The organism is Mesorhizobium sp. L48C026A00, from assembly GCF_000502375.1.
GTDB classification, from domain to species: domain Bacteria; phylum Pseudomonadota; class Alphaproteobacteria; order Rhizobiales; family Rhizobiaceae; genus Mesorhizobium; species Mesorhizobium muleiense.
The window spans coordinates 23628-48149 of the sequence record NZ_AYWU01000027.1 but is presented as its reverse complement, the minus strand read 5'-3'; the positions used below and the strand labels follow the sequence as shown (position 1 = coordinate 48149).

The window sequence follows — 24522 nt, the reverse complement described above, 5'->3', positions numbered from 1 at the left end:
CGATGCGATTCCCTTTGTCTGCGTGAAGCTCTAAACTCCCGCCCATGACCGAATCAAAATCCATGATCCTTGGCTGCGCCGGGAAATCGCTCACACGCGACGAAATCAGTTTCTATCGCAGCGAATGCCCGTGGGGATTCATCCTGTTTGCCCGCAACATCGGCGAGGCCGAGCAGATCCGCGATCTGGTCGCCGCGATGCGCGATTGTGTCGAGCGCCCGGACGCCCCGGTGTTCATCGACCAGGAAGGCGGCCGTGTGCAGCGCCTGCGGCCGCCGCTGGCACCGAATTATCCGGCCGGTGGCGCGCTCGGCGCCTTGTGGCGCAACGACCACGATGCCGGCAACCGCGCAGCATGGCTGATGGCGCGGCTGCATGCTTTCGACCTGCTGCGCTACGGCATCACGGCTGATTGCCTGCCGGTGCTCGACGTGCCGATCGAGGGCGCCAGCGACGTCATCGGCGCGCGCGCCTATGGCAAGGAGCCTCGTGCCGTCATCGAACTGGGCCGCGCCGCGGCGGAGGGCCTGATGTCGGGAGGCGTGCTGCCGGTGATGAAGCATATTCCCGGGCATGGACGGGCCTTTGCCGACACGCATTTCGAACTGCCGACCGTCGATGCCTCGATGAGCGACTTGCAGCGGCATGATTTCGCCCCGTTCAGGGAGCTCAATCATTTGCCGATGGCGATGACGGCGCATGTCGTCTACAGCGCGATCGACCCGAAGAACCCGGCCACGACCTCCGGCAAGGTCATCGACGAGATCATCCGCGGCGAAATCGGTTTCGACGGGCTGCTGATGAGCGACGACACCTCGATGAAGGCACTTTCTGGGGATTTCCCGACAAAGGCGGCGGCGATCCTTGCGGCGGGCTGCGATCTGGTCCTTCACTGCAACGGCGTTTTCGAGGAGATGGTCGGCATTGCGTCGCGCACAACGGGGCTTGAAGGCACGTCGCTGCAACGCGCGCAACGGGCGCTGACCTATATCAAGAACCGCGATCGGGCTGATGAAACCGAGATACGCGCCGAATTCGCCACCTATTTCGATGCGGTGGCCTAGACCATGATCCCGAACGGTGGGAGCCGGTTTTTCGGAACAGATCACGGTCAAACACGAAGTTAGAAGCAAAGGAAGCGACAGGAAGTGGCGGAAACATTGGACAGCAAGGCCGGCAAGGCCGCACCGATGGACCGTCTTTGGGCCGAGAACGACGATTCGCGGCTGACCGGCGATCCCGCGCTGGTCGTCGATGTCGACGGTTTCGAGGGCCCGCTCGATCTTCTGCTGCATCTTGCCCGCAACCAGAAGGTCGATCTGTCGCGCATCTCGATCCTGGCGCTGGCCGAGCAATATCTGGCCTTCGTCGAAAAGGTGAGGGCGCTCAGGCTGGAGCTTGCCGCCGACTATCTGGTGATGGCGGCGTGGCTGGCGTTTCTCAAGTCGAAGCTTTTGATCCCCAAGCAACCCGGCGACGACGGTGAAAGCGGCGAGGAACTGGCGGCGGTGCTGCAATTCCGGTTGAAGCGACTGGAAGCGATGCGTGACGCGGCGGCACGCCTGGTCAATCGCAATCGGCTCGGGCGCGACGTGTTCGCCCGCGGCATGCCGGAAATGGTCATCGTCGAGAAACGCAACGCCTATTCGGCCTCGCTCTACGATCTGCTGACCGCCTATGCGGCGCAACGCCAGAAGCAGGCGATCACCAATGTGACGATCGCCAGGCGCGGTGTGTGGTCGCTCAAGGATGCGCGCGACATCCTGAACAGGCTGATCGGCACGCTTGCCGACTGGACGGCGCTGGACCGTTTCCTGGTCGAATATCTGACCGACCCGGACGAGCGGCGTACCGCGATTGCCAGTTCGTTTGCGGCGACGCTGGAACTGGTGCGCGAAGGCAAAATGGAAATGCGGCAGGACGACGTGTTCGCGCCGCTCTATCTGCGCGGTCGTGCGCAAGGCATCAGGGCAGTTGAGGTGGCATCATGAGCGAGCGCACCAACGCTTCGGTCATTCCGTTCAAGGTCGACGACGAGACCGAAGACGGCGTGCTCGCCGAGGTGCTGGCAGAAAGTCAGGCCCAGAACTTGTCCCAGAATCCTGGCGAGCGGCTGCATATGGCAGAGGCCGTGCGCATGGCCGAGGCAATCGTGTTCGCCAGCGCCGAGCCGGTCAGCGAAAAGCAGCTTGCCGGACGCCTGCCCGGCATCAATATTGCCGCGGCGATGGCTGAACTGCAGCAGATTTATGCGCGGCGCGGCGTCAATCTGGTGCGCGTTGGCGATGCCTGGGCGTTCCGCACCGCCGGCGATCTCGCTTTCCTGATGAGCCGCGACACGGTGCAGCAGAAGAAGCTTTCCCGTGCGGCGCTCGAAGTGCTGGCGATCATCGCCTACCACCAGCCGGTGACGCGCGCCGAGATCGAGGATGTCAGAGGCGTCGAGACCTCGAAGGGCACGCTGGACACGCTGATGGAGACCGAATGGGTGAAGATGCGCGGCCGGCGCCGCACACCCGGCCGTCCCGTCACCTACGGCACCACCGACATCTTCCTCGACCATTTCGCGTTGGAGGAGATCCGCGATCTCCCAGGCATGGAGGAATTGAAGGGTGCCGGGCTGCTTTCGGGCCGCATGCCGTCGAATTTTTCCATTCCGATGCCGCCGGCCGACCCGGACGTGCTGACCGATGACGAGGATCCGCTGACCGACATCGACCTTGAGGAACTCGGCCTGTTGACGCCGCGTGTCGAGGAAGATTGACCGCAACGACGTGCCGAAAGCGATGGTATTTAACGGCTGCGCCGATTGGTAGCGGGCTGAGGCGCCGAATCTGCGTGACTTCGGCCACTCATTTATAAACTCTGTCGCGGTTGTGTTTGAATCCCGGCGCGAAAGCGCATAGATCATCGTCAGAGAAAACTTTCGAGAGAGATTGTTATGGGTTCATTTTCGATTTGGCATTGGCTGATCGTGCTGGTGATCGTGCTGCTGGTGTTCGGTCGCGGCAAGATTCCCGAGCTGATGGGTGACATGGCCAAGGGTATCAAGAGCTTCAAGAAGGGCATCGCCGACGACGAGGTTGCCGAGGACAAGCGCACCGTCGAGCACCGTGCCGACGAAACCGTTTCGGCAGCGAAGGAAAAGGCCAGCAAGAGCTGAGCCCAAAACTTTAGTCGGAACGTATCGCCATGTTCGACATCGGCTGGACCGAGATGCTGGTGATCGCGATCGTCATGATCGTGGTCGTCGGGCCCAAGGATTTGCCCAAGATGCTGCGCACTTTTGGCCGCACGACGGCGAAGATGCGCGGCATGGCAGCCGACTTCCAGAAACAGTTCAACGATGCGCTGAAGGAGGCCGAGCTTGACGACGTCAAGAAGTCGGTCGATTCACTCAGAAGCCTCAACCCGGCCGCCGAGATCAGGAAACAGCTCAACCCGTTCGAGCAGGCGGCGGCCGACGTCCGTTCAGGCGTCGACGCGGTGATGAAGCCGAAGCCGGCCGCAGACCCGGTCGCGCCGGCTGCTTCGACGCCGCAGGATACCGAGCTGAACAATGGCGCGACGGTGCTGCCGGGCGTCGAAGCCCCGGAAGCGGCGCCGGCGGCGCCGACCTTTCCGGCGATGACCGATGGTTCGGTGACCCCGCCTGTCGCGACGGCGGCGCCGGCCGCATCGCCAAAGGCCTCGGCGGCGAAGACGGAGGCCGCCCCAGCGAAAGCGATGCCGGCCTCCAAGGCCGCAGCGAAGCCAGCGGCAAAACCTGCTGTGACAAAGACCGCGGCTAAAAAGGCCGAGCCGAAGCCCGCACCGGCAGCAGTGAAGAAGCCGGCCGCAGCCGCCAAAAAGACGGCGGGAGCCGCCAAGTGAGCATTTCGGAAAAGGACGAGATCGACAAGTCGGCGGCTCCGCTGATGGAGCATCTGATCGAGTTGCGCCGGCGGCTGATGTGGTCGATCGGCGGGTTCTTCGTCGCCTTCCTGTTCTGCTTCTTCTTCGCCAAGCAGTTGTTCAACCTGCTGGTCATCCCGTTCAAATGGGCGACGCAATGGGCAGGGCTCGACCCGCACAAGGTCGAGCTGATCTACACGGCGCCGCAGGAATTCTTCTTCACCCAGGTCAAGCTGGCGATGTTCGGCGGCATGGTGATCGCCTTTCCGCTGATCGCCACGCAGATCTACAAATTCATCGCGCCCGGTCTCTACAAGAATGAACGCAACGCCTTCCTGCCGTTCCTGATCGCTTCGCCGATCCTGTTCCTGATGGGCGCGTCGCTGGTCTATTTCTTCTTCACGCCGATGGTGATGTGGTTCTTCCTCGCCATGCAGCAGGCCGGCACCGACGACCAGGTGCAGATTTCGCTGCTGCCGAAAGTGTCGGAATATCTCAGCCTGATCATGACGCTGATCTTCTCCTTCGGGCTGGTGTTCCAGTTGCCGGTGGTGACCAGCCTGATGACGCGGGTGGGCATGCTGTCGTCCGAGGCGCTGGTCGAAAAGCGCAAATGGGCAATCGTCATCGCCTTCGTCGTCGCGGCTATTCTGACGCCACCCGACCCGATAAGCCAGATCGGTCTGGCCGTTCCCACGATCCTTCTCTACGAGGTCTCGATCTGGTCGGCCCGGCTGATCGAGCGCAGCAAGGAACGGGAACGTCTGGCGCGCGAGAAGCGGGAGGCTGCGGAAGCGGCGGCCGAGAAGCCGGCGGACGCGTCGTCGACCTAGCGGCATCGCCGTTATCTTCAGGTTTGCGGGACAGCGCGGGGCGCGAGGGAACTCGATCTTCACATCTTGCATCGGTCAAGGATGCGGTTTACGCCCCCTCTAGCCTACTTGAGGACGAACAGACCATGCTTGACATCAAATGGATTCGCGACCATCCGATGGCCCTTGTCGAGGCGCTCCAGAAGCGCTCGTGGCCGGCTGCGGAGGCGCAGTCCACGGTCGATGATCTGATCGCCAGGGACGAGGCGCGGCGCGAACATCTGACCGAGCTGCAGACCAGGCAGGAGCGCCGCAACGCCGCCTCGAGAGAAATCGGCAACGCCATGCGCTCGGGCGACGCCGCCCTTGCCGAAAGACTGAAGGCCGAGGTCGGCGAGATCAAGGCCTTCATCCAGAACGGCGAGGCGCGCGAACGCGAGCTCGACAAGGCGCTGAACGACGCATTGGCGGTGCTGCCCAACGTGCCGCTCGACGACGTGCCGGTCGGCAAGGACGAGCACGACAACGTCGTCAAGCGCACCGTCGGCAAGGTGCCGGCCCGCCCGAACTGGGTGAAGGAGCATTTCGAGATCGGCGAAGCGCTCGGCATGATGGATTTTGAGCGGGCGGCGAAACTGTCCGGTTCGCGGTTCACGGTGCTCAAGGGCGGACTGGCACGGATGGAACGCGCGCTCGGCCAGTTCATGCTGGACGTGCATACGACCGAGCATGGCTACGAGGAGGTCCAGCCGCCGCTGATGGTGCGCGACGAAGCGCTTTTCGGCACCGGGCAACTGCCGAAATTCGAGGAGGATCTGTTCTTCGCCCCGCATGGGGACGGCAGGCTTGGCCTCATTCCCACCGCCGAAGTGCCGCTGACCAATCTCGTGCGCGAAGACATCACGCCGCATGAAAGACTGCCGCTGCGCTATACCGCGCTGACCTCGTGCTTCCGCTCGGAAGCGGGCTCGGCCGGGCGTGACACGCGTGGCATGCTGCGCCAGCACCAGTTCTACAAGGTCGAACTGGTGTCGATCACCGACCAGGACACCTCGCTTGCCGAGCACGAGCGGATGACCGAATGCGCTGAGGAAGTGCTGAAGCGGCTCAGCCTGCCATTCCGCACCGTGACACTGTGCACCGGCGACATGGGCTTTGGCGCGCGCAAGACCTATGACATCGAGGTCTGGCTGCCGGGCCAGAACGCCTATCGCGAGATTTCGTCCTGCTCGGTCTGTGGCGATTTCCAGGCGCGGCGCATGGATGCCCGCTACAAGGACAAGGACGGCAAGGGCAACCGCTTCGTCCACACGCTGAACGGTTCCGGCACTGCCGTCGGCCGCGCCCTTATTGCCGTCATCGAAAACTACCAGAATGAGGATGGCAGCGTAACCATTCCTGAAGCGCTTCGGCCTTACATGGGCGATCTGGAAAAGATCGAATCGAGATAATGCGTATCCTCCTGACCAATGATGACGGCATCCATGCCGAGGGCCTTGCATCGCTCGAACGCATCTCCCGCACGCTGTCGGACGATGTCTGGGTGGTGGCGCCGGAGCAGGATCAGTCCGGCTATGCGCATTCGCTGTCGATCTCGGAGCCGCTGCGCCTGAGAAAGATCGGCGAAAAGCACTTTGCCGTGCGCGGCACGCCGACCGACTGCGTCATCATGGGCGTGAAAAAAATCCTGCCCGCAGCACCAGACCTGATCCTGTCCGGGGTCAATTCCGGCGCCAACATCGCCGACGACGTCACCTATTCGGGCACCGTTGCCGGCGCCATGGAAGGCGCGCTGCTCGGTGTGCGCTCGATCGCGCTCAGCCAGGCTTATTCCTATGTCGGCGAGGATCGCCTCGTCCCTTACGAAACCACCGAGGCGCTGGCGCCGGCGCTGCTCAAAAAACTGGTCGCCATGCCGCTGCCGGATGGCGTGCTGCTCAACGTCAATTTTCCGAATTGCCTTCCCGAAGAGATCGCCGGCGAGGTGGTCACCTCGCAAGGCAAGCTCGTCCACAGCCTGTGGGTCGACGAGCGCCGCGACGGCCGCGGGCTTCCCTATTATTGGCTGCGCTTCGGCCGCGAGCCGGTCGAGGGCAAGCAAGGCACTGATCTCTATGCCATGCGCAACCGGCTGGTGTCGGTGACGCCGCTGCAGCTCGATCTCACAGCCCATGAAATTCGCGATCAACTGACCAAGGCGCTCGCATGAACCTGAACCATGGTCCGACGGGCGATGACCGCGAAGGCTTCGCCGCTTTCCTGCTCCGCCTGCGTGGCAAGGGCGTGGTGCCGAAGGCGCTGATCGCCGCCTTCGAGGCGACGCCGCGGCGCGGCTTCCTTTCCGCACCGTTCCATCCGATCGCCTGGTCGGACCGCATGCTGCCGATCGAATGCGGCGAGGCGATCGAGGGCGCCGATCTGCAGGCTGCGGTGATCGCAGCACTTGCCATCGAGCCGGGCAACCGGGTGCTCGAGATCGGCACCGGGTCGGGCTACACGGCGGCGGTGATGTCGCGGCTCGCCGGGCGCGTCGTCACAATCGATCGCTACAAGACGCTGGTCGAGCAGGCCAAACAGCGCTTCGAGGCGCTCGGCATCGGCAATGTCATCGTGCGCCAGGCGGACGGCTCCAACGGACTGGCCAATGAAGCGCCGTTCGACCGTATCGTCGCGTGGGCGGCCTTCGACAGCCTGCCGCGCTTCCTGCTCGATCAATTGTCGAGCGGCGGCATCGTCATCGCCCCGATCGGACCCGAGGAGGGCGAGCAGGTGCTGGCCAAGCTGACCAAGGTCGGCAGCCGCTTCGAACGCGAGGACATCGGTCTCGTACGCCTGCAGCCGATCCTGCGCAGCGTGGCCGCGGTCATCTAGGATCTGTCGATATTCAGGTGATGCCCGCAACTCACCTGTCTGGTCCGTCTCCGGCTTGCCTCAGCTCAATCACGCCCGTCCAATGCAACTTTAAATATTTTAAGAAAATTTGCGTCTGATTCTAGAGGTTTAACCGGCCGGTAACATTAACGCGCTTTAATCACGGTCAGTCTGTACCGGGTATCTGCGGGTAAATGCGATGCAATTCAGTATTTTGAAGGCAAACGGACGCAACCTGGCGCGGGGTATCGCCGTCCTGATGGTTGCGGGCACTACGGCGGGATGCAGTTCCCAGGTCTCGCGGTTCAACAGCGTCGACGATGTCTTCACGTCGTCGACAAACAACCAGCGCGCCATCATCGACAAGCAGGACGCCGCCCAGCCCTATCCCGGCGATGCCGCCGCGGTTTCGGCCGCGCCGCTCGACGGCAGCCACACCCAGTCGGTAAGCCGTTCAAGCCTCGAACCCGTCACGACGCAGCAATTGCCGCCGGTCGACCAGGCGCAGCCGGCTAGCGCGTCGGCGCCCGCCGCCAGTCCGGCTCGCACCGCTTCGGCGCCAGCCGCTCCCCGGGTCGACCGGACTGCGACCGGAACCGTGGCAAAGCCGTTCAAAGAGTCACAGCCCGATGCTCCGCGCATGGCGACGGCGGGCGGCGAGCCGCGTGCCACCGAGATCATCGTCAAGGACGGCGAGACCATTTCCGGCCTGTCGCGGCGCTACGGCGTGCCCGCCGACGCGCTGATGAAGGTCAATGGGCTAAGCGCGACCAACGGGCTGAAGACCGGCCAGAAGATCGTCATCCCGGCCTATGCCTATTCGGGCAAGAAACCGGCGCCGAAGCTTGCCGACGCCAAGCCTGCGAACGACACCAAGCACGATGTGCCGGCCAAGGCGCCGGAGATGGTCGCCGTGCTGCCGCAGCAGCCCAAGCTCAAGGAGGGCAAGTCCGCCGCGCAGGTGGATGCATCGGCCGCGGCAAGCCAGCCAAAGGACGCCGCACCCAAGGCGGCTGGTGCCGGTGGCTCCTACACCGTGCAGCAGGGTGATACGCTGTCGGCCATCGCCAGGAAGACCGGCGTCGGCGTGGTTGCGTTGAAGCAGGCGAACGGCATGCAGGACGGTCTGCTCAAGATCGGCCAGACATTGAAGGTGCCGGCCGGCGGAACCGCGACAGTTGCCAACGCCAAGCCGGCAAAGGTCGATCCGGTAACAACTGCCACCACCCCGCCTGCGGCGAAGACGACGCCGTCGGAAACGCTCGCCGCCTACACGCCGCCGAAGAAGGAAAAGGTCATCCAGCAGGCCGAGGACGACGACGCGGTCGCGCCGAACGCCACCGGTATCGGCAAGATGCGCTGGCCGGTGCGCGGCCGCGTGATCTCCAGTTTCGGCGGCGGCAAGGACGGTGTCGACATCGCCGTGCCGGAAGGAACGCCAGTCAAGGCGGCCGAGAACGGCGTCGTCATCTATGCCGGCGATGGCCTCAAGGAATTCGGCAATACGGTGCTGGTGCGCCACGAGAACGGTTTGGTCACAGTCTATGGTCACGCCCGTTCGATAGAGGTCCAGCGCGGCCAGAAGGTCAAGCGCGGCCAGGAAATCGCGCAGTCCGGCATGAGCGGCACCACCGACTCGCCGAAACTGCATTTCGAAGTGCGCAAGAATTCGGCGCCGGTCGATCCTTCGACCTATCTTGAATAAAGAAAGTCGATCCTTCGACCTATCTTGAATAGAACAAGAAAAGCGATTGCGGGCCGCCGGACCTCCAGTCCGGCCCGCCGGCTCAGCCCGCTCCGCAAGGGGCGGGCTTTTTCAGAGGCGTTTCCGGACCATGATCTTGTCCGAAAACCGGGCTCCACTTTTTGCTACGCTGACCTTCGGTTCGGGATCATGGTCTAATCCTGGAGCGACTTGCCGAGCCGGCCTGCCAGATCCTGGGTATACTGCCAGGCGACGCGGCCCGAACGGCTGCCGCGCGTCGTCGCCCATTCCAGCGCCTCGGCGCGCAGCGTCTCGGGATCGATGGCAAGTCCGTGATGGCGGACATATCCGTCGATCATGTCGAGATACTCGTCCTGCGAGCATTTGTGGAAGCCGAGCCAGAGGCCGAAACGGTCCGAGAGCGAGACTTTTTCCTCGACCGCTTCCGACGGGTTGATGGCGGTCGAGCGCTCATTGTCGATCATGTCGCGCGGCAAAAGGTGGCGCCGGTTCGACGTGGCGTAGAAGATCACATTGGCCGGGCGGCCCTCGACTCCGCCTTCGAGCGCCGCCTTCAGCGACTTGTAGGACGTGTCGTCGTGGTCGAATGAGAGGTCGTCGCAAAACAGGATAAAACGGTAAGGCGCTGCCTTCAGCAGCGCCATCAGCTTCGGCAGTGTGTCGATGTCCTCGCGGTGGATCTCGATGAGCTTGAGTGGCAGGTCCAGCTTTGCCGATGCGTTGACCGCCGCATGCACGGCCTTGACCAGCGAGGATTTTCCCATGCCGCGTGCGCCCCACAACAGCACGTTGTTGGCTGCGTAACCGGAGGCGAAACGCTCGGTGTTGTCGATCAGTATGTTGCGGACGCGGTCGACGCCGCGGATCAAACCGATGTCGACGCGGTTGACCTTGCGCACCGGCTCCAGATAGCCGGGATCAGCCTGCCAGACAAAGCAGTCGGCCCCGCCGAGATCGGTTTCCGGCACCGGAGGCGGGGCGAGGCGGGCGACCNGCCGAGATGGGTTTCCGGCCCCGGAGGCGGGGCGAGGCGGGCGACCGCCTCGATCAGGCGGTCGAGCTTCCTGTTCAGGGCTTCGATGGTGCTGTCGGTCATTCTTGTCTTTTGTTTTTGCATTCAGGAAGCAACGGAACCTATTGATTCCGGCGGTTTCGGAACCGGCTCCAACCTTTTGTTAGGGCACGATCTTTTTCGAGAACCGCGCTCCATCATTCGGGACCATGCTCTAACACGGCTCAACCAGCCGGAAAAGCAGCTGAAATGCTCGGCCGCAGTTGCATTGGCAACTTTACCGACTATATTCCGGCCAAATTTCACGGGGCCGCCAAATTACCCGTTTGGCGGCTGTTTTTCAGGAGTACTTCGATGTTCGTGACACCGGCATATGCCCAAGGCGTCGGCACCTCCCCGGATATGTTCATCAGCATTTTGCCGTTTGTCCTGATTTTCGTGATCATGTATTTTCTGATCATCCGGCCGCAGCGCACGCAGTTGAAGAAGCGCGGCGAGATGCTGGCGGCGGTGCGCCGCGGCGATACGGTCGTCACTGGCGGCGGTTTCGTCGGCAAGGTGACCAAGGTCATCGACGACAACGAGCTCGAGATCGATCTCGGCGGTGGCACCAAGGTAACGGCGCTGCGCTCGACGATTGCCGATGTGCGCGTCAAGGGCGAGCCAGTGGCGAACCAGAACGCCAAGAAATAAACCGATTGTCGGCGAACGATCTGCGGAAACACCCCGACCGACAAACGCCATTTGCTGAATTTTCGCGCTTCAGGACGAACCTGATCTGGCTGGCCGCCGGTATCACGGGGCGCCAACGATCTCGTGATGCCATTGCGCGCTGGTCCCATGACGGCAAGATTGACAATAGTTGAAGAAAGCCCGATGGCAGCATCAAAGTGAACTGCCTTGTGCTCGACAATCACCTTTGTGCGGACCACGGCGAGCCAGTGGCGAACCAGAGCGCCTAGAAATAACCCAATTCCAGGCGGAACGATCCGCCCGAATGCCGTGACGGACGACGCCATATGCTCTATTTCTCGCGCTTCAAGATGATCCTGATCTGGCTGGCCGTGGCCGCCACAGTGATCCTGGCTGCGCCCAATCTTTTTTCGGCAAGCACGCTCGCCAAGCTTCCCGACTGGGTTCCGAAGCGCCAGATGACGCTCGGCCTCGATCTGCAGGGCGGCTCGCATATCCTGCTCAGGATGGATCCGAACGATCTGATCAAGGATCGGCTGGAGACGACGCGGGACGAAATCAGGACGCGGCTGCGCGATGCCAAGATCGGTTATACCGGCCTTGCCGGATCAGGCCGGGCTGTGCAGGTCCGCATCACCGATCCTGGTCAGGTCGAAGCCGCCAAGACGGCGCTGAAGACATTGACCGATCCGGTGGCCGCCGGCCTGTTCAGCGGCGGCTCTGTCCAGGAAATGTCGCTGGATGATACCGAGTCCGGCCTGCTCAAATTCGCCTTCACCGATGCCGGCATCAAATATCGCACGTCGACGGCGCTGGCGCAGTCGCTCGAAGTCGTCGAGCGCCGCGTCAACGAACTCGGCACCACCGAGCCGATCGTGCAACGCCAAGGCGACGACCGCATTCTGGTGCAGGTGCCGGGCCTGCAGGATCCGCAACGGCTGAAGGACATTCTAGGCCAGACCGCCAAGCTGACCTTCCAGATGGTCGACCAGTCGATGCCGGTGCAGGACGCGCTCAACGGTCGTCCGCCGGCCGGATCCTCGGTGTTGTATTCGCAGGATGATCCGCCGGTTCCCTATCTGATCGAGAACCGCGTCATCGTTTCTGGCGAAAATCTCGTCGATGCGCAGGCGACGTACAATTCACAGACCAATGAGCCGGTGGTTTCGTTCACCTTCGATTCCAAGGGGGCGGCGCGTTTCGGCCAGGCCACCTCGCAGAATGTCGGCAAGCTGTTTGCCATCATCCTCGACAATCAGGTGATTTCGGCGCCGCAGATCCGCGAACCGATCCTTGGCGGCAGCGGCCAGATCTCAGGCAATTTCACCGCCGAGAGCGCCAACGATCTCGCCGTGCTGTTGCGTGCCGGCGCGCTGCCGGCGACGCTGACGGTGATCGAAGAGCGCACGGTAGGCCCTGGGCTCGGCGAGGATTCCATTCACGCCGGCAAGGTTGCCGGCGTGATCGGCTCCATCCTCGTCGTCGTGTTCATGTTCGTGGCCTATGGCTTTCTCGGCTTCATTGCCAACATCGCGCTGGCGGTGCATGTCGCGATGATCATCGGGTTGTTGTCATTGCTTGGCGCGACACTGACATTGCCCGGCATCGCCGGCATCGTGCTGACCATCGGCATGGCGGTCGATTCAAACGTTCTCATCTACGAGCGCATCCGCGAGGAGCGACGAAACGGCCGCTCGGTAATCCAGGCGATCGACACGGGCTTTTCCAAAGCGCTGGCGACCATCGTCGATTCGAACGTCACCTCGCTGATCGCGACCGTGGTGCTGTTCTGGCTCGGGACCGGCCCGGTGAAGGGCTTTGCCGTAACCTTCGCCATCGGCATTCTGACCACCGTCTTCACCGCCTTCACCTTCACCCGCCTGCTGGTGTCGATCTGGCTTCGCCGCGCCCGCCCGAAGGAATTGCCGCGCGCGCCGGTGACCTTCGTCCCGCCGGGCACGCGAATTCCGTTCATGGGCATCCGCCGCTGGACATTCGCGCTGTCCAGCGTGCTGTCGGTCCTGGCGGTCGTGCTGTTCATGACCGTCGACATCAATTACGGCATCGACTTCAAGGGGGGGTCGCTGATCGAGGTCCAGGCCAAGGATGGCACCGCCGATATTGCCGACATCCGCGGCAGGCTTTCGGAACTCAACATCGGCGAAGTGCAGGTGCAACAGTTCGGCGACCCGAACGACGTCTTGATCCGCGTCGGCACGCAGGAGGGCGGCGAGAACGCCGAACAGACCGTCATCGACAAGGTGCGTGGCGAGTTGCAGGACCATTACGATTTCCGCCGCGTCGAGGTGGTGGGACCGACGGTTTCCGGCGAGCTTGCCAAGCAAGGCACCATCGCCATGCTGATCGCGCTGCTCGGAATCCTGGTCTATGTCTGGTTCCGCTTCGAATGGCAGTTCGCGGTCGGCGCCATCATCGCCACGGTCCACGATGTGGTCATGACCATCGGCTTCTTTGTCATCACCGGTCTCGAATTCAACCAATCGTCGCTTGCGGCGATACTCACCATCATCGGCTATTCGCTCAATGACACGATCGTCGTCTATGACCGTGTTCGCGAAGACTTGCGAAAATACAAGAGGATGCCGTTGCCACAATTGTTGAACAACGCCATCAACGAGACGCTGTCGCGAACGACGCTGACCTCGGTGACGACGATGCTCGCGCTGCTGGCGCTGGTGCTATTCGGCGGCGAGGTGATCCGCTCGTTCACGCTGGCGATGCTGTTCGGCGTCGTCTTCGGAACCTATTCGTCGATTTTCATCGCCGCGCCATTGCTCATCCTGTTCAAGCTGCGGCCGGAAACCGCGACGGCCGATGTGGAGAAGCCGGTGAGCGGCGGCAAAGCCATAGCAACCTGACGGGCGGCCAACGGGATGACCAAAGGCATTGTCATCCGTGAGGCGCATTTCCCCGGCCGTGCGCCGATCGAGGCCTATGGCAATGGCGGGTTTCGTTTCGCCGACATGTCGCATCGCGGCTCGCTCCTGTGCCTGCCGTCGGGCATCTATGGCTGGGAGCCGGCTGATCCCCTGGCACTGACGGCGGCGGATTTCGCCAAGCTGCTCAACGAGGCTGACCAGGTCGAGATCCTGCTGGTCGGCGCCGGCAAGGATCTCAGGCCGTTGCCGGCGGCGCTGCGTGCTGTGTTGAAGGCGGCGGGCATTGCGGCCGATCCGATGTCGACTGGTGCTGCCGTGCGGACCTACAATGTTCTCCTGGCGGAAAACCGTGCGGTGGCCGCCGCGCTGATTGCCGTCGAGTGACGTGAGCGAAAACGCCAAAATCGTCATGGAAACGGTGCGCGCCGCCGACCATGATCGCTATGTTTGCGCGCTCTATGCGCCCGAGGACAAGCGTGACGCGCTATTTTCGCTCTATGCCTTCAATGCCGAGATATCAGGCATTCGCGACCGTATCCGCGAGGCACTGCCCGGCGAGGTGCGACTGCAATGGTGGCGCGATGTCATCGCCGCCGAGGACGCCGGGGTAGGCACAGGCCATCCCGTCGCCGACGCGTTGAAGGCGACGATTTCCGCCCATCACCTGCCGAAGCCCGCCTTCGAGAACATGCTCGAAGCCCGTATTTTCGATCTCTATGACGACCCCATGCCGTCGCGCACCGATCTGGAAGGCTATTGCGGCGAGACAGCAGCGGCGCTCATTCAGCTTGCAGCGATGGTGCTCGATCCCGTCGAAGCGCCGCGTTTCGCCGAACTTGCGGGCAGGGCAGGTTGCGCACAAGCGATGACCGGCCTTTTGCTGCTGCTGCCATTGCATCGCAAGCGTGGGCAATGCTTTGTCCCGGCCGACATTCTGGCCGCGGCAGGATCGTCTTCCGAGGAGTTCGTTGCAGGCGATGACGGGCCTGGAGCACAACGCGCCGTCGCCGCGATGATCGCGCTGGCGCAAGAACATCTTGCAGCATTCGAGCAGGGCGCAGCGTCGTTGCCGGATTCGCTCAGACCAGCATTTTTGCCGCTGGCCTTGTCGCGCGCCTATCTCGGCAAGATGGAAAGTTCTCGTCAGTCACCTCTGAACGAGGTGGCGCGGCTCTCGGCCTGGCGCCGGCATTTTCTGTTGTTGCGCCGCGCGACGCGAGGCTGGCCGGACGCCTGAAGGCTGCCAAGGATGAAGGAATCCGGAAAGCCGGAACTATCACGGCAGCCGTAGACGTCTGTCACGATGGGTCGCTCGATCCGCCATCGCGCATCAGCGCCTCATAGTCGTGACCGCCATAGAAGATCTTGACGATGCGGACGACATCGTCATCGACAACGCAAGCGATGATGGCAGAGTGCTCGAACGGCACTGTTCGCAATCCCGGCGCAATGTCATCGCGCGACCGGCCACCCCGAGGCGCATTGCCGATGCTCTGACAGCGGTCTTCGATACGCAAGACGAATTTCAGCGCGACTTCCGGACTTCCGCCAGCCTCTACGATGCTCCTGAAAATGTCGGCCAGATCATTCCTGGCGGTTTCTTGATGCTCGACTTCAAGCCGTTGAATCATCAGAACGGCTCGAAAGTCGGGCGACGAATCCCCGAAGGTGAGCGCGAACCTCTTCTCCTGAATAGCCCGGCCTTGTATCCTCGATCGATGCCTTCACGCGCGCCCTGATCGAGGCCATGCGCTCGGCATGCTCTTCCTCCTCGCGCTGGAAGGCGCGAAGGGCTGCACGGATGACCTCGCTCGCCGATCCAAAGGTGCCATCCTCGACCTTTTCGCGGATCATGCGCGCCATGGCGGGCGTGACAGTGACGGACAGTTTCTCTGCGGGTTCCATGGAATTGCTCCCTATAGTAGGATATTATCCTACTCTCCTGTCGACCGATCGACAAGAACAGACAGGCGGGCTACTCCGCCGCTTCCGCCTGGGAAGGCAGCCCCAGCCATTCGCGGCAGGTGGCCAGCGCGCGCGATGTCACCGCACGCCGCTTGGCGACGGTCTTGTCCTTGCCGCGCAGGCGTTTTCCCTCGGCTTTCGGCGCTTCCACCGGTGGGAACAAGCCGAAATTGATGTTCATCGGCTGGAATGAGCGCTTTCCTGGCTCGTCGTCGGAAACGATGTGACCGCCGGTAATATGGTTGAGCAGCGCGCCAAAGGCTGTGGTCATCGGCGGCAGCGCCGGCGCGTGGCCCAACCGCTCGGCGGCGGCAAAGCGCCCGGCAAGCAGGCCGATGGCGGCACTTTCGACATAGCCCTCGCAGCCGGTGATCTGGCCGGCGAAGCGCAGGCCAGGTCGTGATTTCAACCGCAGCGATTGGTCAAGCAACGTCGGCGAATTGATATAGGTGTTGCGGTGCAGGCCGCCGAGGCGGGCAAACTCGGCGTTTTCGAGGCCCGGGATGGTGTGGAACACGCGCACCTGTTCGGCGTGCTTCAGCTTGGTCTGGAAGCCGACCATGTTGTAGAGCGTGCCCAGCGCATTGTCCTGGCGAAGCTGCACGACGGCATAGGCCTTTACCGACGGATTGTGCGCATTGGTCAGCCCCATCGGCTTCATCGGCCCATGGCGCAGCGTCTCGACGCCGCGCTCGGCCATGATCTCGATCGGCAGGCAGCCGTCGAAATAGGGCGTGCCTTCCCATTGCTTGAATTCGGTCTTTTGGCCGTCGACAAGCGCCTGCACGAAGGCAAGATATTGCTCCTTGTCCATCGGACAGTTGATGTAATCCTTGCCGGTGCCGCCAGGTCCGACCTTGTCGTAGCGCGACTGGAACCAGCAGATGTCCATGTTGATCGTGTCGAAATGGACGATCGGCGCGATGGCGTCGAAGAAGGCGAGCGCATCGGCCCCGGTCACTTCCGCGATCGATTGGGCGAGCCCTGGTGCGGTCAGCGGGCCGGTGGCGATGATCGCCTGGTCCCAATCCGCCGGCGGCAGGCCTGGCACTTCCTCGCGCTGGATGGTGATGAGCGGGTGCGCTTCGAGCTTTTTTGTCACCGCTCCGGAAAACCCGTCGCGGTCGACAGCCAGCGCTCCGCCGGCCGGCACCTGGTGCGCGTCGCCGGCGCTCATGATCAGCGAACCGGCCAGCCGCATTTCGGCGTGCAGCAGGCCGACGGCGTTGGTCTGCGCATCGTCGGAGCGGAAGGAATTGGAACAGACGAGTTCGGCCAGTCCATCCGTCTTGTGCGCATCGGTGCCGCGTATGGGACGCATTTCATGCAGCACGACGGGAACGCCGGCTTCGGCCGCCTGCCAGGCGGCTTCAGAACCGGCAAGGCCACCGCCGATGACGTGAATGGGATTCTTGTTCATGAGCGCCGAAATAATCCTTTGTAGCTGCGATTGCAATTACAGGAGCCGGCCGTGTCGGCCGCGTTGTTGCCGCCAAGCGCTGCAATCGTCTACTGTCGGAGAATGGACGGGGTGCTTGGGATGTTTGCCAGAGCGACATTTCTGACAGTCGTGATCGCCGTGGGTGGATCAGCGGCCGCCGGCGAACTGGCCGCGACGGCTTCCAAGCGGATCCCCATCTGCCACGGCTACAGTTGCAACTATCGCACGATGCTGGCGCTTGGCCCCGGTGATGGCGCGCGTTTCCGCTCTATCCTGCGTGCCGGCGCCGGTTCGCCCCAAGCCGAGCGTGCGGCTATTTCGAAGGCTGTTCGGTATTTCGAGCAGCGCATTTTCCGGGCCACCGGCATTCGCGATCTGCCGCAGTCGGAATTCGGCGCATCGCGCATCAGGGGCCAGATGGATTGTGTCGACGAATCGACCAATACCCATGCGCTGCTGGTCTATCTTGCCGAGCGAAAATTGCTCAGGTTCCACAAGGTCGAGGACAAGGCCTCGCGAGGCTTGTTTGTCGACGGGCGCTATCCCCATTGGACGGCGGTGATCAGCGACCGCAGGGGCACCGAGTGGGTGGTGGATTCCTGGTATGCGCCGATGGGCGACGCACCGGACATTTTTCCGCTCAGCCAGTGGAAGAAGCGAGGTGTGCTGGAAAGCGGTGCGCTCGACTGACGACAGGGACTTCCCCGCCAGAACGAATTCCCAGGTGCGTCGACCCTGAAAAACAACAACACCCGCCGGGGGAGGATCCGGCGGGTGTCGTTTTGCTGGTCGATCCTCGGGAGGAGGTGAAGATCGACCGTATTCGCCATCGCCGGGGAGGAGGTCGGCTTTGACGAAATTCCTTTCGCCTGATGAAAGGGGGCGAAACCCTTTTGGACGAAATCGCTTCGCCCTGGGGGAAACAACGCCCGCCGCGGGAGGAGGTGCGGCGGGCGCCGTTTTTGTGGTCAACCCTCGGGAGGAGGTGAAGGCTGACCGTATCCGTCAGGGTCGGGGAGGAGGTCGACCCTGGCGAAATTCTGACTAGATCGCCTTGCGGGCGATGCTCTTGATCTCTTCGCGGACGATGCCGAGATCATGCAGCTGGCGGTTCGAAAGGCGACCCAGCTCGGTAACTGTCGAGCGATAAACGCGCCAGTTACGATAGTTGCGGATCAGGTTCATTGTCGTTCTCTTTTCAAGTCAAACTGGTTCGGACCATTTGCGGTCCGAAGAGGATTAGACCGCCTTGCGGGCGACGTAGTGGATGTCGCTGCGGCTGATGCCGAGGTCGGTCAGTTCGCGGTTGCTCAGGCGGCTCAGCTCGGAAACGGTGTCCCGGTAGCGGCGCCAGTTGCGGTAGTTGCGGATCAGGTTCATGGTATTCTCGTTTCGTCTTTCTTCGGATCATTCCGTCTTTGTGTACGCCCAGAAGATAGGTCGGGTCATATCGATTTAAAAGCGCTATTGGTGCATGGCAGCAATGCAAATTGTGCAATGCACAATCACCGGCAATTCTCGTCTTCAACATAGATAGGCCCGAATCTGAAAATGCCGTAGCGTCAACGGTTTGTCCGGGTCGGCTGAAGAAACGACCAGCTGGAGGAGAAAAGGCATGGCGAGCTATTCGTCGCGAGTCACGGCCGATATCGCACGATGGCTGCAGGCCGGACTGATCGACGCCTCGACGGCCGACGCGCTGACGCGCGACGTCGAGGCCAATGAGCGCAAATCGCTGAGCTTCGGCACGATCCTGGCGATGATGGCGGCGTTGCTTTTTGGTGCGGCCGTCCTGATCTTCGTCGCCGCCAACTGGGAAGCCATCCCGCGGCTGGCGCGGGTGGCAGCCCTCTTCGCCATCATCTTCGCCGGCTATGTCGGCGGCGCCGTGCTGAAGACACGCGACCATGCTGCAATCGGCGAGGCACTCTGGATCGTCGCCGCAGCGGCATTCGGCGGATCGATCGCGCTGATCGGCCAGATGTATCATTTGTCAGGCGACGAAGCGTCGGCCTTGATCACCTGGGGCGCGGGCACCGCCCTCGCGGCAGTCGCGCTGCGCTCGAACCTGCTGACCGTCGCTTCTGTCGGCATTGCCGAAGCGTGGCTGTTCCTGAGAGGGTTCGATTATTTCAGGCGCACGGAATTTCCGCACCTCTTCGTCGCCATGGCGATCGTGTTGTTCGCCATTTCGTTCTGGACCCGCAGCCAGGCGGCGCGGCATCTGATCATCCTGTCGGTCATCTTCTATCTCGTGCTGTTGTTTACGGAATACGAAACGCTGCAGGTCGCCGTCCCGCTCATTGTCGTGTCGGCGCTGCTTTTCGCGGCTGCGATCTTCGCTGCCGAGCCCGTCGACCGGATATTGCAGCTTGGCGGCCGTCTGCCCTTGCACGCGCTGATCGGGTTTCTCACCGGCCTGGCGATGATCCAGTTCGAACTGGCCAGTGAAAGCAATAACAGCGGCTTTGGCATTGCCTCGGCCATTGCGCTTGCCGGCATTGTCGCGGCAATCGTGCTGGGCGGCCGCGAGAGCAGGGGCTTGCGCTGGGTTGCCTATGCCGGCTTCGCCTTCGAACTCGCCATCATCTATGTGGTGATGCTGCAGTCGATGCTCGACACGGCAGGCTTCTTCCTTGCAGCCGCTGTGCTTCTTGGCGTGCTTGCCCTTGTCATCCTCCGCGTGGAGAAGCGCATGAAGCTCCCGAGCGTAGAAGGAGCAGCGGCGTGATGACCGGCAAAAAACTGATCATTTCAGCGCTGGTGCTGGCACTCGTCCAGATCGGCTTCCTGGTGTGGATCATCGCCGGCCGAGCGGCGATCCTGCGCGACGGCAAGCAGGTGCTGCTGAGGGTCGAACCGATCGATCCGCGCGATCTGCTGCGCGGCGACTACATTATACTCAGCTATGATATTTCGCGCCTGCCGGTGAAGCTGATCGCCAACATTCCGACCGGCAAGCTGACGAGCGACGATACGCCGATCGTTGTCAGGCTGAGACAGGGCGCCGGCGGCTATTGGGGCGCAACCACGGCCTGGTTCGGGCAAGCGCCTGGGCCGGCAGCATCCGATGCAGTCGATATCGTCGGGCATGTGTCAGAAGGGTGGGATCTCAGCGCAGCCACGACGATCGCGCCGAATTACGGCATCGAGCGCTTCTATCTGCCGGAAGGCGAGGGGATGGCGATCCAGAACGACATGCGGGTGCGGCCGTTCGGCGTCCGCGTCGCAATCGCAACCGATGGCGCCGCGCAGATCAAGGCGCTGATGGACGGCGACAAGACGCTGTTCGAGGAACCGCTCTATTAGTATTGGCCCGGATTAGAATTGGGAAAGCGCGACCGCGACCCCCAACGCCTTCCGGTACTGGAACCTTAGTCCACTGTTCGAGGGAGCAGTGGTGCGGGTAGAGGGACTCGAACCCCCACGTTCTCACGCCAGAACCTAAATCTGGTGCGTCTACCAATTCCGCCATACCCGCTGGCTTCGTGTCACCGTGACATGTCTATGTCACAACCCATGTCACAAGTTCAACACTTAGATTTTCGAGGTTTTTGGGCCTCGCGTTGGTGTCCGGGGGGCACGGCGCGGACTTTCTGTCCAAAGTAGGCGACGGCGGCGCGAACGAACTCGTCGGCGGCCGGGTCTTCCTGCCCAAGGATGTATTCAAATTCTTTCAAATTGATTCGGAATATTTTCCTACCCGTAAGTCACGACCGCAAACATTGTTTCGTGTTAGCGATTCAAACACTCTCTGGGTTCGTTATTGCTAAAGTAGCAAATTCGAAACTGCTGCTGTGGGGTAATTTCCAAAGGAGAGTGTCATGGCAAACGTCGTTAACAGCTTCGCCGCAGCTTTGGCCTGTAGTGCACTTGTTTTATCTCTTTCTTTTCCCTCCAGCGCAGGCGGCATTAGCGTCGGCGCCGGCGCATCGGTTGGCGGCCGAGGCGGTGTAAACGCCGGTCTCGGCGCATCGGTTGGCGGCCGAGGCGGCGTAAACGCCGGTCTCGGCGCCTCGATCGGCGGCAGTGGCGGCGTCAATGCGGGAGTCGGCGCTTTCGATCGGCGGTAGCAGCGGGGTAAATACGGGAGCCGGTAAATCGATCGGCAGCAAGAAACGCATTATCGCGGGTGTCGGCGCTTCGATCGGCGGCCGAAGCGGGGTGAATGCCGGCGCCGGTGCGTCGATCGGCGGCAGCAGGGGCGTTAGCGCTGGTGCCGGCGCCAATGTCGGCGGCACTCGTGGCGTCACGGCTGGCCTGGGCGCCAATGCCGGCGGCACAGGTGGTGTCACGGCCGGCCTGGGCGCCAATGCCGGCGGCACCGGCGGTATCACTGCTGGCGCAGGCGCAAATGTAGGCGGCACCGGCCTCGTTGCAGCGGGTGTGAGTGCCAATGTTGGTGAGACGACCGGGGTCGGCGTCGGTGTAGGCGTCGGCGGCGGGACCCTTGCTGGCACACCCGCGACTCCTGGAACACCCGGGACTCCTGGCGTGAGCGTGGTCGCGCAGATGTCCAGCAGCCAGTTGATACGGATGAAGAAGCGCTGCGTGGATGTGCTCGGGAGCGGCGGCACATACGATCGCGACCTGCGTGAGCTCTGCTTGCTGATCGCACGCCGCTGAGAAGACTGTTGCGCAAACGGGAGTGTCGCATCGGCCGTACAGACTTTGACAACACTCTCCTGGCCTCGCGGCCGGCCCGCCACTCGGAAGGTGGCGGGCTTCTCTGCGTCAGGACCGCTGTGCCAAGCGGCTGACGACTTCGGGGTAGCTACACCAGCGGGAGCCAAGTCGGAGTGGAGCCTAAAATCCAGCGCGTCCAGCAATCCCGCCGCATCCGCGTTGCCCGCAGGCAGCCATCATTCTGTCAATGTCGCGGTCAAAATAGCGGCCGTTCGCCGGTGCATGATCCCGAAAAACGAAAAATCGTATTTTTGGGGATCATGCGCCAAAATCAAGGTGCTCCGGCTTCCTGTGCGCGTCCAAGATGACGCGCGGCGCTGTAGACGCGAAGATGGTTGAAAATCGGCCGCGCCTGTGACAAAAGGCGTGTCGAATGTGACGGGATGCGACGATCCACTTCTGCAGAATGTGATAAGAAGTCGGAAAAACAAAGACTTATTCACATTTTGGAGCGTGTTTCTGGACGATTTTGAGCCGCGTTGAGTGGACAGATCGCCAAGTCCCGCACCAAAAGCCATTCCCGGCAAGATCATACCGGCAGGCTGTAAACGGCAAGAGCCGTTTGGCTGCGGAAACGAAGGTTCTATGATGCAGGTCACCGAAACGCTCAACTCCGGTCTCAAGCGCGAGATCAAGATCACCGTGCCGGCCGGTGACATGGAAGCCAAGCTGATGGCGCGGCTTTCAGATGCCAGGAGCAAGGTCCGCATCAACGGCTTTCGCCCCGGCAAGGTGCCGGTGCAGCACCTGCGCAAGGTCTATGGCAAGTCCTTCATGGCCGAAGTGGTCAACGAGATCCTCAACGATTCGACCCGTTCGATCATTACCGGCCGTGGCGAAAAGGCTGCCATGCAGCCCGAAGTGATCATGACCGAGGACGAGAAGGAGGCCGAGAAGATCCTGGCCGGCGGCGCCGACTTCGAGTTCCGCCTGAACTACGAGATCATTCCGCCGATCGAGATCAAGGATTTCTCCGACATCAAGGTGACGCGTCAGGTGTTCGACGTGCCGGATTCTGAAATCGACGAGCAGGTCAAGCGTGTCGCCGAATCGGCGCGCACCTACGAACCGAAGACCGGCAAGGCCGCCGAGGGCGACCGCGTGACGATCGACTATGTCGGCAAGATCGACGGCGAAGCCTTCAGCGGCGGCGCCGGCACGGACCAGCCGCTGGTGCTCGGCTCCAAGGAATTCATTCCCGGCTTCGAGGATCAGCTCATCGGCAGCAAGGCCGGCGACGAGAGGCAGGTCACGGTCACGTTCCCGGAAAACTACCAGGCGGCGCATCTTGCCGGCAAGGAAGCCACCTTCGACGTAACCGTCAAGGAAGTGTCCCAGCCGGGGGCGTTGGAGATCAACGACGAAATGGCCAAGAATCTCGGCCTGGAGTCGCTGGAGCGCCTGCGTGAGGTGGTGCGCGGTCAGATCGAGAACCAGTTCGGCTCGATGACGCGCCAGAAGATCAAGCGCCAGCTGCTCGACCAGCTCGATGCCGCCTACTCGTTCGAGGCGCCGTCGAAGCTTGTCGAGGCCGAGTTCAACAACATCTGGAACCAGGTCAACCGCGATCTGGAAGCCGCCGGCCGCACCTTCGCCGACGAGGAGACGACGGAAGAAGAGGCGCGCGCCGAATATATGCGGCTTGCCGAGCGCCGTGTGCGTCTCGGCCTGGTTCTCGCCGAAATCGGCGAGAAGGCCGGCGTTAACGTGTCGGACGAGGAACTGCAGCGCGGCCTGCTCGAGCAGGTGCGCCGCTATCCGGCCAACCAGCAGCAGGAAGCCTTCGAATTCTATCGCAGCAATCCCGAAGCGCTGAACACGCTGCGCGCGCCGCTGTTCGAGGAGAAGGTGGTCGACCATCTACTCAGCCAGATTTCGGTCACCGACGTCAAGGTCAGCAAGGAAGAGCTGATGGCCGACGACGAGGACAGCGAGACGGCCAAGGCGAAGCCGGCGAAGAAAGCCGCAGCGAAGAAGGCCGACGCCAACAAGTCCGACGCCGATAAGGCCGACGATGCGGAAGAGCCCAAGAAGAAGGCTGCGCCGAAGAAGAAAGCTGCCAAGGACGCCGAATAACACGACATTCTGCTGGATGTGAAGGGCCGCCCTCGAGGCGGCCTTTTCAATGCCGCCGACGTCGCAAAACCGCTGCCGCCACCGCTGCCGCCCTATTCGCGCGGCAATTGATTGACGAGGATCCGCATCACCGTGACCCGTTCGGGCAGCTCGACGAGAAACTCTTCGTCGCGCGGCAGGTGATGGATCTTATGCGGGTCACCGCCGGTGAAGCTCGCCATGGCTTCGACGTCAGGCCAGTACGAGATTGTCACGAACTCTGTTTCTTCTTTAAGATCCTCGCGAAACAACTGCACGCCAAGTGCCTTCTCCTGAAGCGGCGGAATGCCTTCGCGACGTAGATATGGCTCGTAGGCGTCCGCCAGATCACGGCGTGTCGTTCCCCGCCAGATCCGGGCGATTGCGGCGTTGTCGATCATGGCGTGCGCTCCTCTCGATGGGTTGTC

The 24522-nt window shown here is 62.2% G+C and carries 26 protein-coding genes and 1 tRNA gene; 19 read left to right on the top strand and 8 right to left on the bottom strand.

Annotation, left to right across the window (positions count from 1 at the left end):
- Nucleotides 1–44 precede the first annotated feature (44 nt).
- The 10 genes from nagZ (at nt 45) to X738_RS73240 (ending at nt 9282) form a co-directional block, all read left to right on the top strand.
- The gene (nagZ, locus tag X738_RS73285; RefSeq protein ID WP_023802575.1) at nt 45–1064 is read left to right on the top strand and encodes a beta-N-acetylhexosaminidase; all 1020 of its coding nucleotides are present in this window, start codon (nt 45–47) and stop codon (nt 1062–1064) included.
- 126 nt (nt 1065–1190) lie between these two features.
- Entirely contained in the window at nt 1191–1991 is an 801-nt protein-coding gene (locus tag X738_RS73280; RefSeq protein WP_023802574.1) for a segregation and condensation protein A, read from the top strand.
- Complete coding sequence (scpB, locus tag X738_RS73275) at nt 1988–2764, top strand: SMC-Scp complex subunit ScpB (RefSeq protein ID WP_023802573.1); 777 nt, start codon at nt 1988–1990, stop codon at nt 2762–2764. Before X738_RS73280 ends, scpB begins: the two co-directional genes overlap by 4 nt.
- Before the next feature lie 177 nt (nt 2765–2941).
- The gene (locus X738_RS73270; RefSeq protein ID WP_023802572.1) at nt 2942–3163 is read left to right on the top strand and encodes a twin-arginine translocase TatA/TatE family subunit; all 222 of its coding nucleotides are present in this window, start codon (nt 2942–2944) and stop codon (nt 3161–3163) included.
- Nucleotides 3164–3192: 29 nt separating this feature from the next.
- Entirely contained in the window at nt 3193–3873 is a 681-nt protein-coding gene (tatB, locus tag X738_RS73265) for a Sec-independent protein translocase protein TatB (RefSeq protein ID WP_023802571.1), read from the top strand.
- 44 nt (nt 3874–3917) lie between these two features.
- Nucleotides 3918–4727 carry a twin-arginine translocase subunit TatC gene (gene tatC, locus X738_RS73260; RefSeq protein WP_051407946.1) on the top strand — a complete coding sequence of 270 codons (810 nt, stop codon included), beginning with the start codon at nt 3918–3920 and terminating at the stop codon, nt 4725–4727.
- A gap of 125 nt (nt 4728–4852) precedes the next feature.
- A complete protein-coding gene (serS, locus tag X738_RS73255; protein WP_023802569.1) occupies nt 4853–6157 on the top strand; it encodes a serine--tRNA ligase in 1305 nt (434 codons plus the stop codon).
- Complete coding sequence (gene surE, locus X738_RS73250) at nt 6157–6915, top strand: 5'/3'-nucleotidase SurE (protein ID WP_023802568.1); 759 nt, start codon at nt 6157–6159, stop codon at nt 6913–6915. Before serS ends, surE begins: the two co-directional genes overlap by 1 nt.
- Complete coding sequence (locus tag X738_RS73245; RefSeq protein ID WP_031256387.1) at nt 6912–7577, top strand: protein-L-isoaspartate(D-aspartate) O-methyltransferase; 666 nt, start codon at nt 6912–6914, stop codon at nt 7575–7577. Before surE ends, X738_RS73245 begins: the two co-directional genes overlap by 4 nt.
- A gap of 199 nt (nt 7578–7776) precedes the next feature.
- The gene (locus X738_RS73240; RefSeq protein WP_023802566.1) at nt 7777–9282 is read left to right on the top strand and encodes a LysM peptidoglycan-binding domain-containing M23 family metallopeptidase; all 1506 of its coding nucleotides are present in this window, start codon (nt 7777–7779) and stop codon (nt 9280–9282) included.
- Between the two features lie 194 nt (nt 9283–9476).
- Here the strand turns inward: X738_RS73240 and X738_RS0143535 are convergent, their stop codons facing one another.
- Nucleotides 9477–10271 carry an ATP-binding protein gene (locus tag X738_RS0143535; RefSeq protein ID WP_373420478.1) on the bottom strand — a complete coding sequence of 265 codons (795 nt, stop codon included), beginning with the start codon at nt 10269–10271 and terminating at the stop codon, nt 9477–9479.
- 398 nt (nt 10272–10669) lie between these two features.
- Between X738_RS0143535 and yajC the strand changes: the two genes are divergently transcribed.
- The 4 genes from yajC to X738_RS73220 all read left to right on the top strand — a co-directional run bounded on the left by yajC (nt 10670) and on the right by X738_RS73220 (nt 15145).
- Nucleotides 10670–11008 (top strand): preprotein translocase subunit YajC, encoded by a 339-nt coding sequence (gene yajC / locus X738_RS73235; RefSeq protein WP_023802565.1) that lies wholly within the window; start codon nt 10670–10672, stop codon nt 11006–11008.
- A 326-nt stretch (nt 11009–11334) separates the two neighbouring features.
- Nucleotides 11335–13887 (top strand): protein translocase subunit SecDF, encoded by a 2553-nt coding sequence (gene secDF, locus X738_RS73230; protein WP_023802564.1) that lies wholly within the window; start codon nt 11335–11337, stop codon nt 13885–13887.
- Nucleotides 13888–13902: 15 nt separating this feature from the next.
- Complete coding sequence (locus X738_RS73225; protein ID WP_023802563.1) at nt 13903–14292, top strand: Mth938-like domain-containing protein; 390 nt, start codon at nt 13903–13905, stop codon at nt 14290–14292.
- A 1-nt stretch (nt 14293) separates the two neighbouring features.
- The gene (locus X738_RS73220) at nt 14294–15145 is read left to right on the top strand and encodes a phytoene/squalene synthase family protein (RefSeq protein WP_031256383.1); all 852 of its coding nucleotides are present in this window, start codon (nt 14294–14296) and stop codon (nt 15143–15145) included.
- Nucleotides 15146–15206: 61 nt separating this feature from the next.
- Here the strand turns inward: X738_RS73220 and X738_RS73215 are convergent, their stop codons facing one another.
- The 3 genes from X738_RS73215 to trmFO all read right to left on the bottom strand — a co-directional run bounded on the left by X738_RS73215 (nt 15207) and on the right by trmFO (nt 17293).
- Nucleotides 15207–15539 carry a type II toxin-antitoxin system RelE/ParE family toxin gene (locus X738_RS73215; protein WP_084833875.1) on the bottom strand — a complete coding sequence of 111 codons (333 nt, stop codon included), beginning with the start codon at nt 15537–15539 and terminating at the stop codon, nt 15207–15209.
- Nucleotides 15523–15813 (bottom strand): type II toxin-antitoxin system ParD family antitoxin, encoded by a 291-nt coding sequence (locus X738_RS73210; protein WP_023802560.1) that lies wholly within the window; start codon nt 15811–15813, stop codon nt 15523–15525. The genes X738_RS73215 and X738_RS73210 overlap by 17 nt, the downstream gene beginning before the upstream one ends.
- Nucleotides 15814–15883: 70 nt before the next feature.
- Nucleotides 15884–17293 carry a methylenetetrahydrofolate--tRNA-(uracil(54)-C(5))-methyltransferase (FADH(2)-oxidizing) TrmFO gene (trmFO, locus tag X738_RS73205; protein WP_023802559.1) on the bottom strand — a complete coding sequence of 470 codons (1410 nt, stop codon included), beginning with the start codon at nt 17291–17293 and terminating at the stop codon, nt 15884–15886.
- A 120-nt stretch (nt 17294–17413) separates the two neighbouring features.
- On the opposite strand from trmFO, the gene X738_RS73200 reads away from it, so the two are divergent.
- Entirely contained in the window at nt 17414–18004 is a 591-nt protein-coding gene (locus tag X738_RS73200; RefSeq protein ID WP_245277801.1) for a hypothetical protein, read from the top strand.
- A 354-nt stretch (nt 18005–18358) separates the two neighbouring features.
- On the opposite strand, the gene X738_RS82010 is transcribed toward X738_RS73200, so the two are convergent.
- Nucleotides 18359–18499, bottom strand: a complete 141-nt coding sequence (locus tag X738_RS82010) for a DUF1127 domain-containing protein (RefSeq protein WP_023802557.1) — start codon at nt 18497–18499, stop codon at nt 18359–18361.
- 54 nt (nt 18500–18553) lie between these two features.
- Nucleotides 18554–18694 (bottom strand): DUF1127 domain-containing protein, encoded by a 141-nt coding sequence (locus X738_RS82005; RefSeq protein ID WP_006335194.1) that lies wholly within the window; start codon nt 18692–18694, stop codon nt 18554–18556.
- A gap of 235 nt (nt 18695–18929) precedes the next feature.
- On the opposite strand from X738_RS82005, the gene X738_RS73195 reads away from it, so the two are divergent.
- Together X738_RS73195 and X738_RS73190 are read left to right on the top strand one after the other, a co-directional pair.
- Entirely contained in the window at nt 18930–20045 is a 1116-nt protein-coding gene (locus X738_RS73195; RefSeq protein ID WP_023802556.1) for a DUF2157 domain-containing protein, read from the top strand.
- Nucleotides 20042–20623, top strand: a complete 582-nt coding sequence (locus X738_RS73190) for a GDYXXLXY domain-containing protein (RefSeq protein ID WP_036270244.1) — start codon at nt 20042–20044, stop codon at nt 20621–20623. The genes X738_RS73195 and X738_RS73190 overlap by 4 nt, the downstream gene beginning before the upstream one ends.
- Nucleotides 20624–20712: 89 nt before the next feature.
- Here the strand turns inward: X738_RS73190 and X738_RS73185 are convergent.
- A tRNA-Leu gene (locus X738_RS73185) sits at nt 20713–20795 on the bottom strand.
- A 560-nt stretch (nt 20796–21355) separates the two neighbouring features.
- Here X738_RS73185 and X738_RS85310 point away from each other — a divergent pair.
- On the top strand, nt 21356–21940 hold the full coding sequence (locus X738_RS85310; protein WP_051407944.1) for a hypothetical protein: 585 nt from the start codon (nt 21356–21358) through the stop codon (nt 21938–21940).
- A 648-nt stretch (nt 21941–22588) separates the two neighbouring features.
- A complete protein-coding gene (gene tig / locus X738_RS73180; protein WP_023802554.1) occupies nt 22589–24076 on the top strand; it encodes a trigger factor in 1488 nt (495 codons plus the stop codon).
- Between the two features lie 92 nt (nt 24077–24168).
- Here the strand turns inward: tig and X738_RS73175 are convergent, their stop codons facing one another.
- Complete coding sequence (locus X738_RS73175; RefSeq protein WP_023802553.1) at nt 24169–24495, bottom strand: antibiotic biosynthesis monooxygenase family protein; 327 nt, start codon at nt 24493–24495, stop codon at nt 24169–24171.
- Between the last annotated feature and the right edge of the window lie 27 nt (nt 24496–24522).

Bases quoted from the DNA above. Each gene is read 5' to 3' on its own strand.
- nagZ (WP_023802575.1), top strand. From the start codon at position 45: ATGACCGAATCAAAATCCATGATCCTTGGCTGCGCCGGGAAATCGCTC.
- X738_RS73280 (WP_023802574.1), top strand. From the start codon at position 1,191: ATGGACCGTCTTTGGGCCGAGAACGACGATTCGCGGCTGACCGGCGAT.
- scpB (WP_023802573.1), top strand. From the start codon at position 1,988: ATGAGCGAGCGCACCAACGCTTCGGTCATTCCGTTCAAGGTCGACGAC.
- X738_RS73270 (WP_023802572.1), top strand. From the start codon at position 2,942: ATGGGTTCATTTTCGATTTGGCATTGGCTGATCGTGCTGGTGATCGTG.
- tatB (WP_023802571.1), top strand. From the start codon at position 3,193: ATGTTCGACATCGGCTGGACCGAGATGCTGGTGATCGCGATCGTCATG.
- tatC (WP_051407946.1), top strand. From the start codon at position 3,918: ATGGAGCATCTGATCGAGTTGCGCCGGCGGCTGATGTGGTCGATCGGC.
- serS (WP_023802569.1), top strand. From the start codon at position 4,853: ATGCTTGACATCAAATGGATTCGCGACCATCCGATGGCCCTTGTCGAG.
- surE (WP_023802568.1), top strand. From the start codon at position 6,157: ATGCGTATCCTCCTGACCAATGATGACGGCATCCATGCCGAGGGCCTT.
- X738_RS73245 (WP_031256387.1), top strand. From the start codon at position 6,912: ATGAACCTGAACCATGGTCCGACGGGCGATGACCGCGAAGGCTTCGCC.
- X738_RS73240 (WP_023802566.1), top strand. From the start codon at position 7,777: ATGCAATTCAGTATTTTGAAGGCAAACGGACGCAACCTGGCGCGGGGT.
- yajC (WP_023802565.1), top strand. From the start codon at position 10,670: ATGTTCGTGACACCGGCATATGCCCAAGGCGTCGGCACCTCCCCGGAT.
- secDF (WP_023802564.1), top strand. From the start codon at position 11,335: ATGCTCTATTTCTCGCGCTTCAAGATGATCCTGATCTGGCTGGCCGTG.
- X738_RS73225 (WP_023802563.1), top strand. From the start codon at position 13,903: ATGACCAAAGGCATTGTCATCCGTGAGGCGCATTTCCCCGGCCGTGCG.
- X738_RS73215 (WP_084833875.1), bottom strand. From the start codon at position 15,539: ATGATTCAACGGCTTGAAGTCGAGCATCAAGAAACCGCCAGGAATGAT.
- X738_RS73210 (WP_023802560.1), bottom strand. From the start codon at position 15,813: ATGGAACCCGCAGAGAAACTGTCCGTCACTGTCACGCCCGCCATGGCG.
- trmFO (WP_023802559.1), bottom strand. From the start codon at position 17,293: ATGAACAAGAATCCCATTCACGTCATCGGCGGTGGCCTTGCCGGTTCT.
- X738_RS73200 (WP_245277801.1), top strand. From the start codon at position 17,414: ATGTTTGCCAGAGCGACATTTCTGACAGTCGTGATCGCCGTGGGTGGA.
- X738_RS82010 (WP_023802557.1), bottom strand. From the start codon at position 18,499: ATGAACCTGATCCGCAACTATCGTAACTGGCGCGTTTATCGCTCGACA.
- X738_RS82005 (WP_006335194.1), bottom strand. From the start codon at position 18,694: ATGAACCTGATCCGCAACTACCGCAACTGGCGCCGCTACCGGGACACC.
- X738_RS73195 (WP_023802556.1), top strand. From the start codon at position 18,930: ATGGCGAGCTATTCGTCGCGAGTCACGGCCGATATCGCACGATGGCTG.
- X738_RS85310 (WP_051407944.1), top strand. From the start codon at position 21,356: ATGCGGGAGTCGGCGCTTTCGATCGGCGGTAGCAGCGGGGTAAATACG.
- tig (WP_023802554.1), top strand. From the start codon at position 22,589: ATGCAGGTCACCGAAACGCTCAACTCCGGTCTCAAGCGCGAGATCAAG.
- X738_RS73175 (WP_023802553.1), bottom strand. From the start codon at position 24,495: ATGATCGACAACGCCGCAATCGCCCGGATCTGGCGGGGAACGACACGC.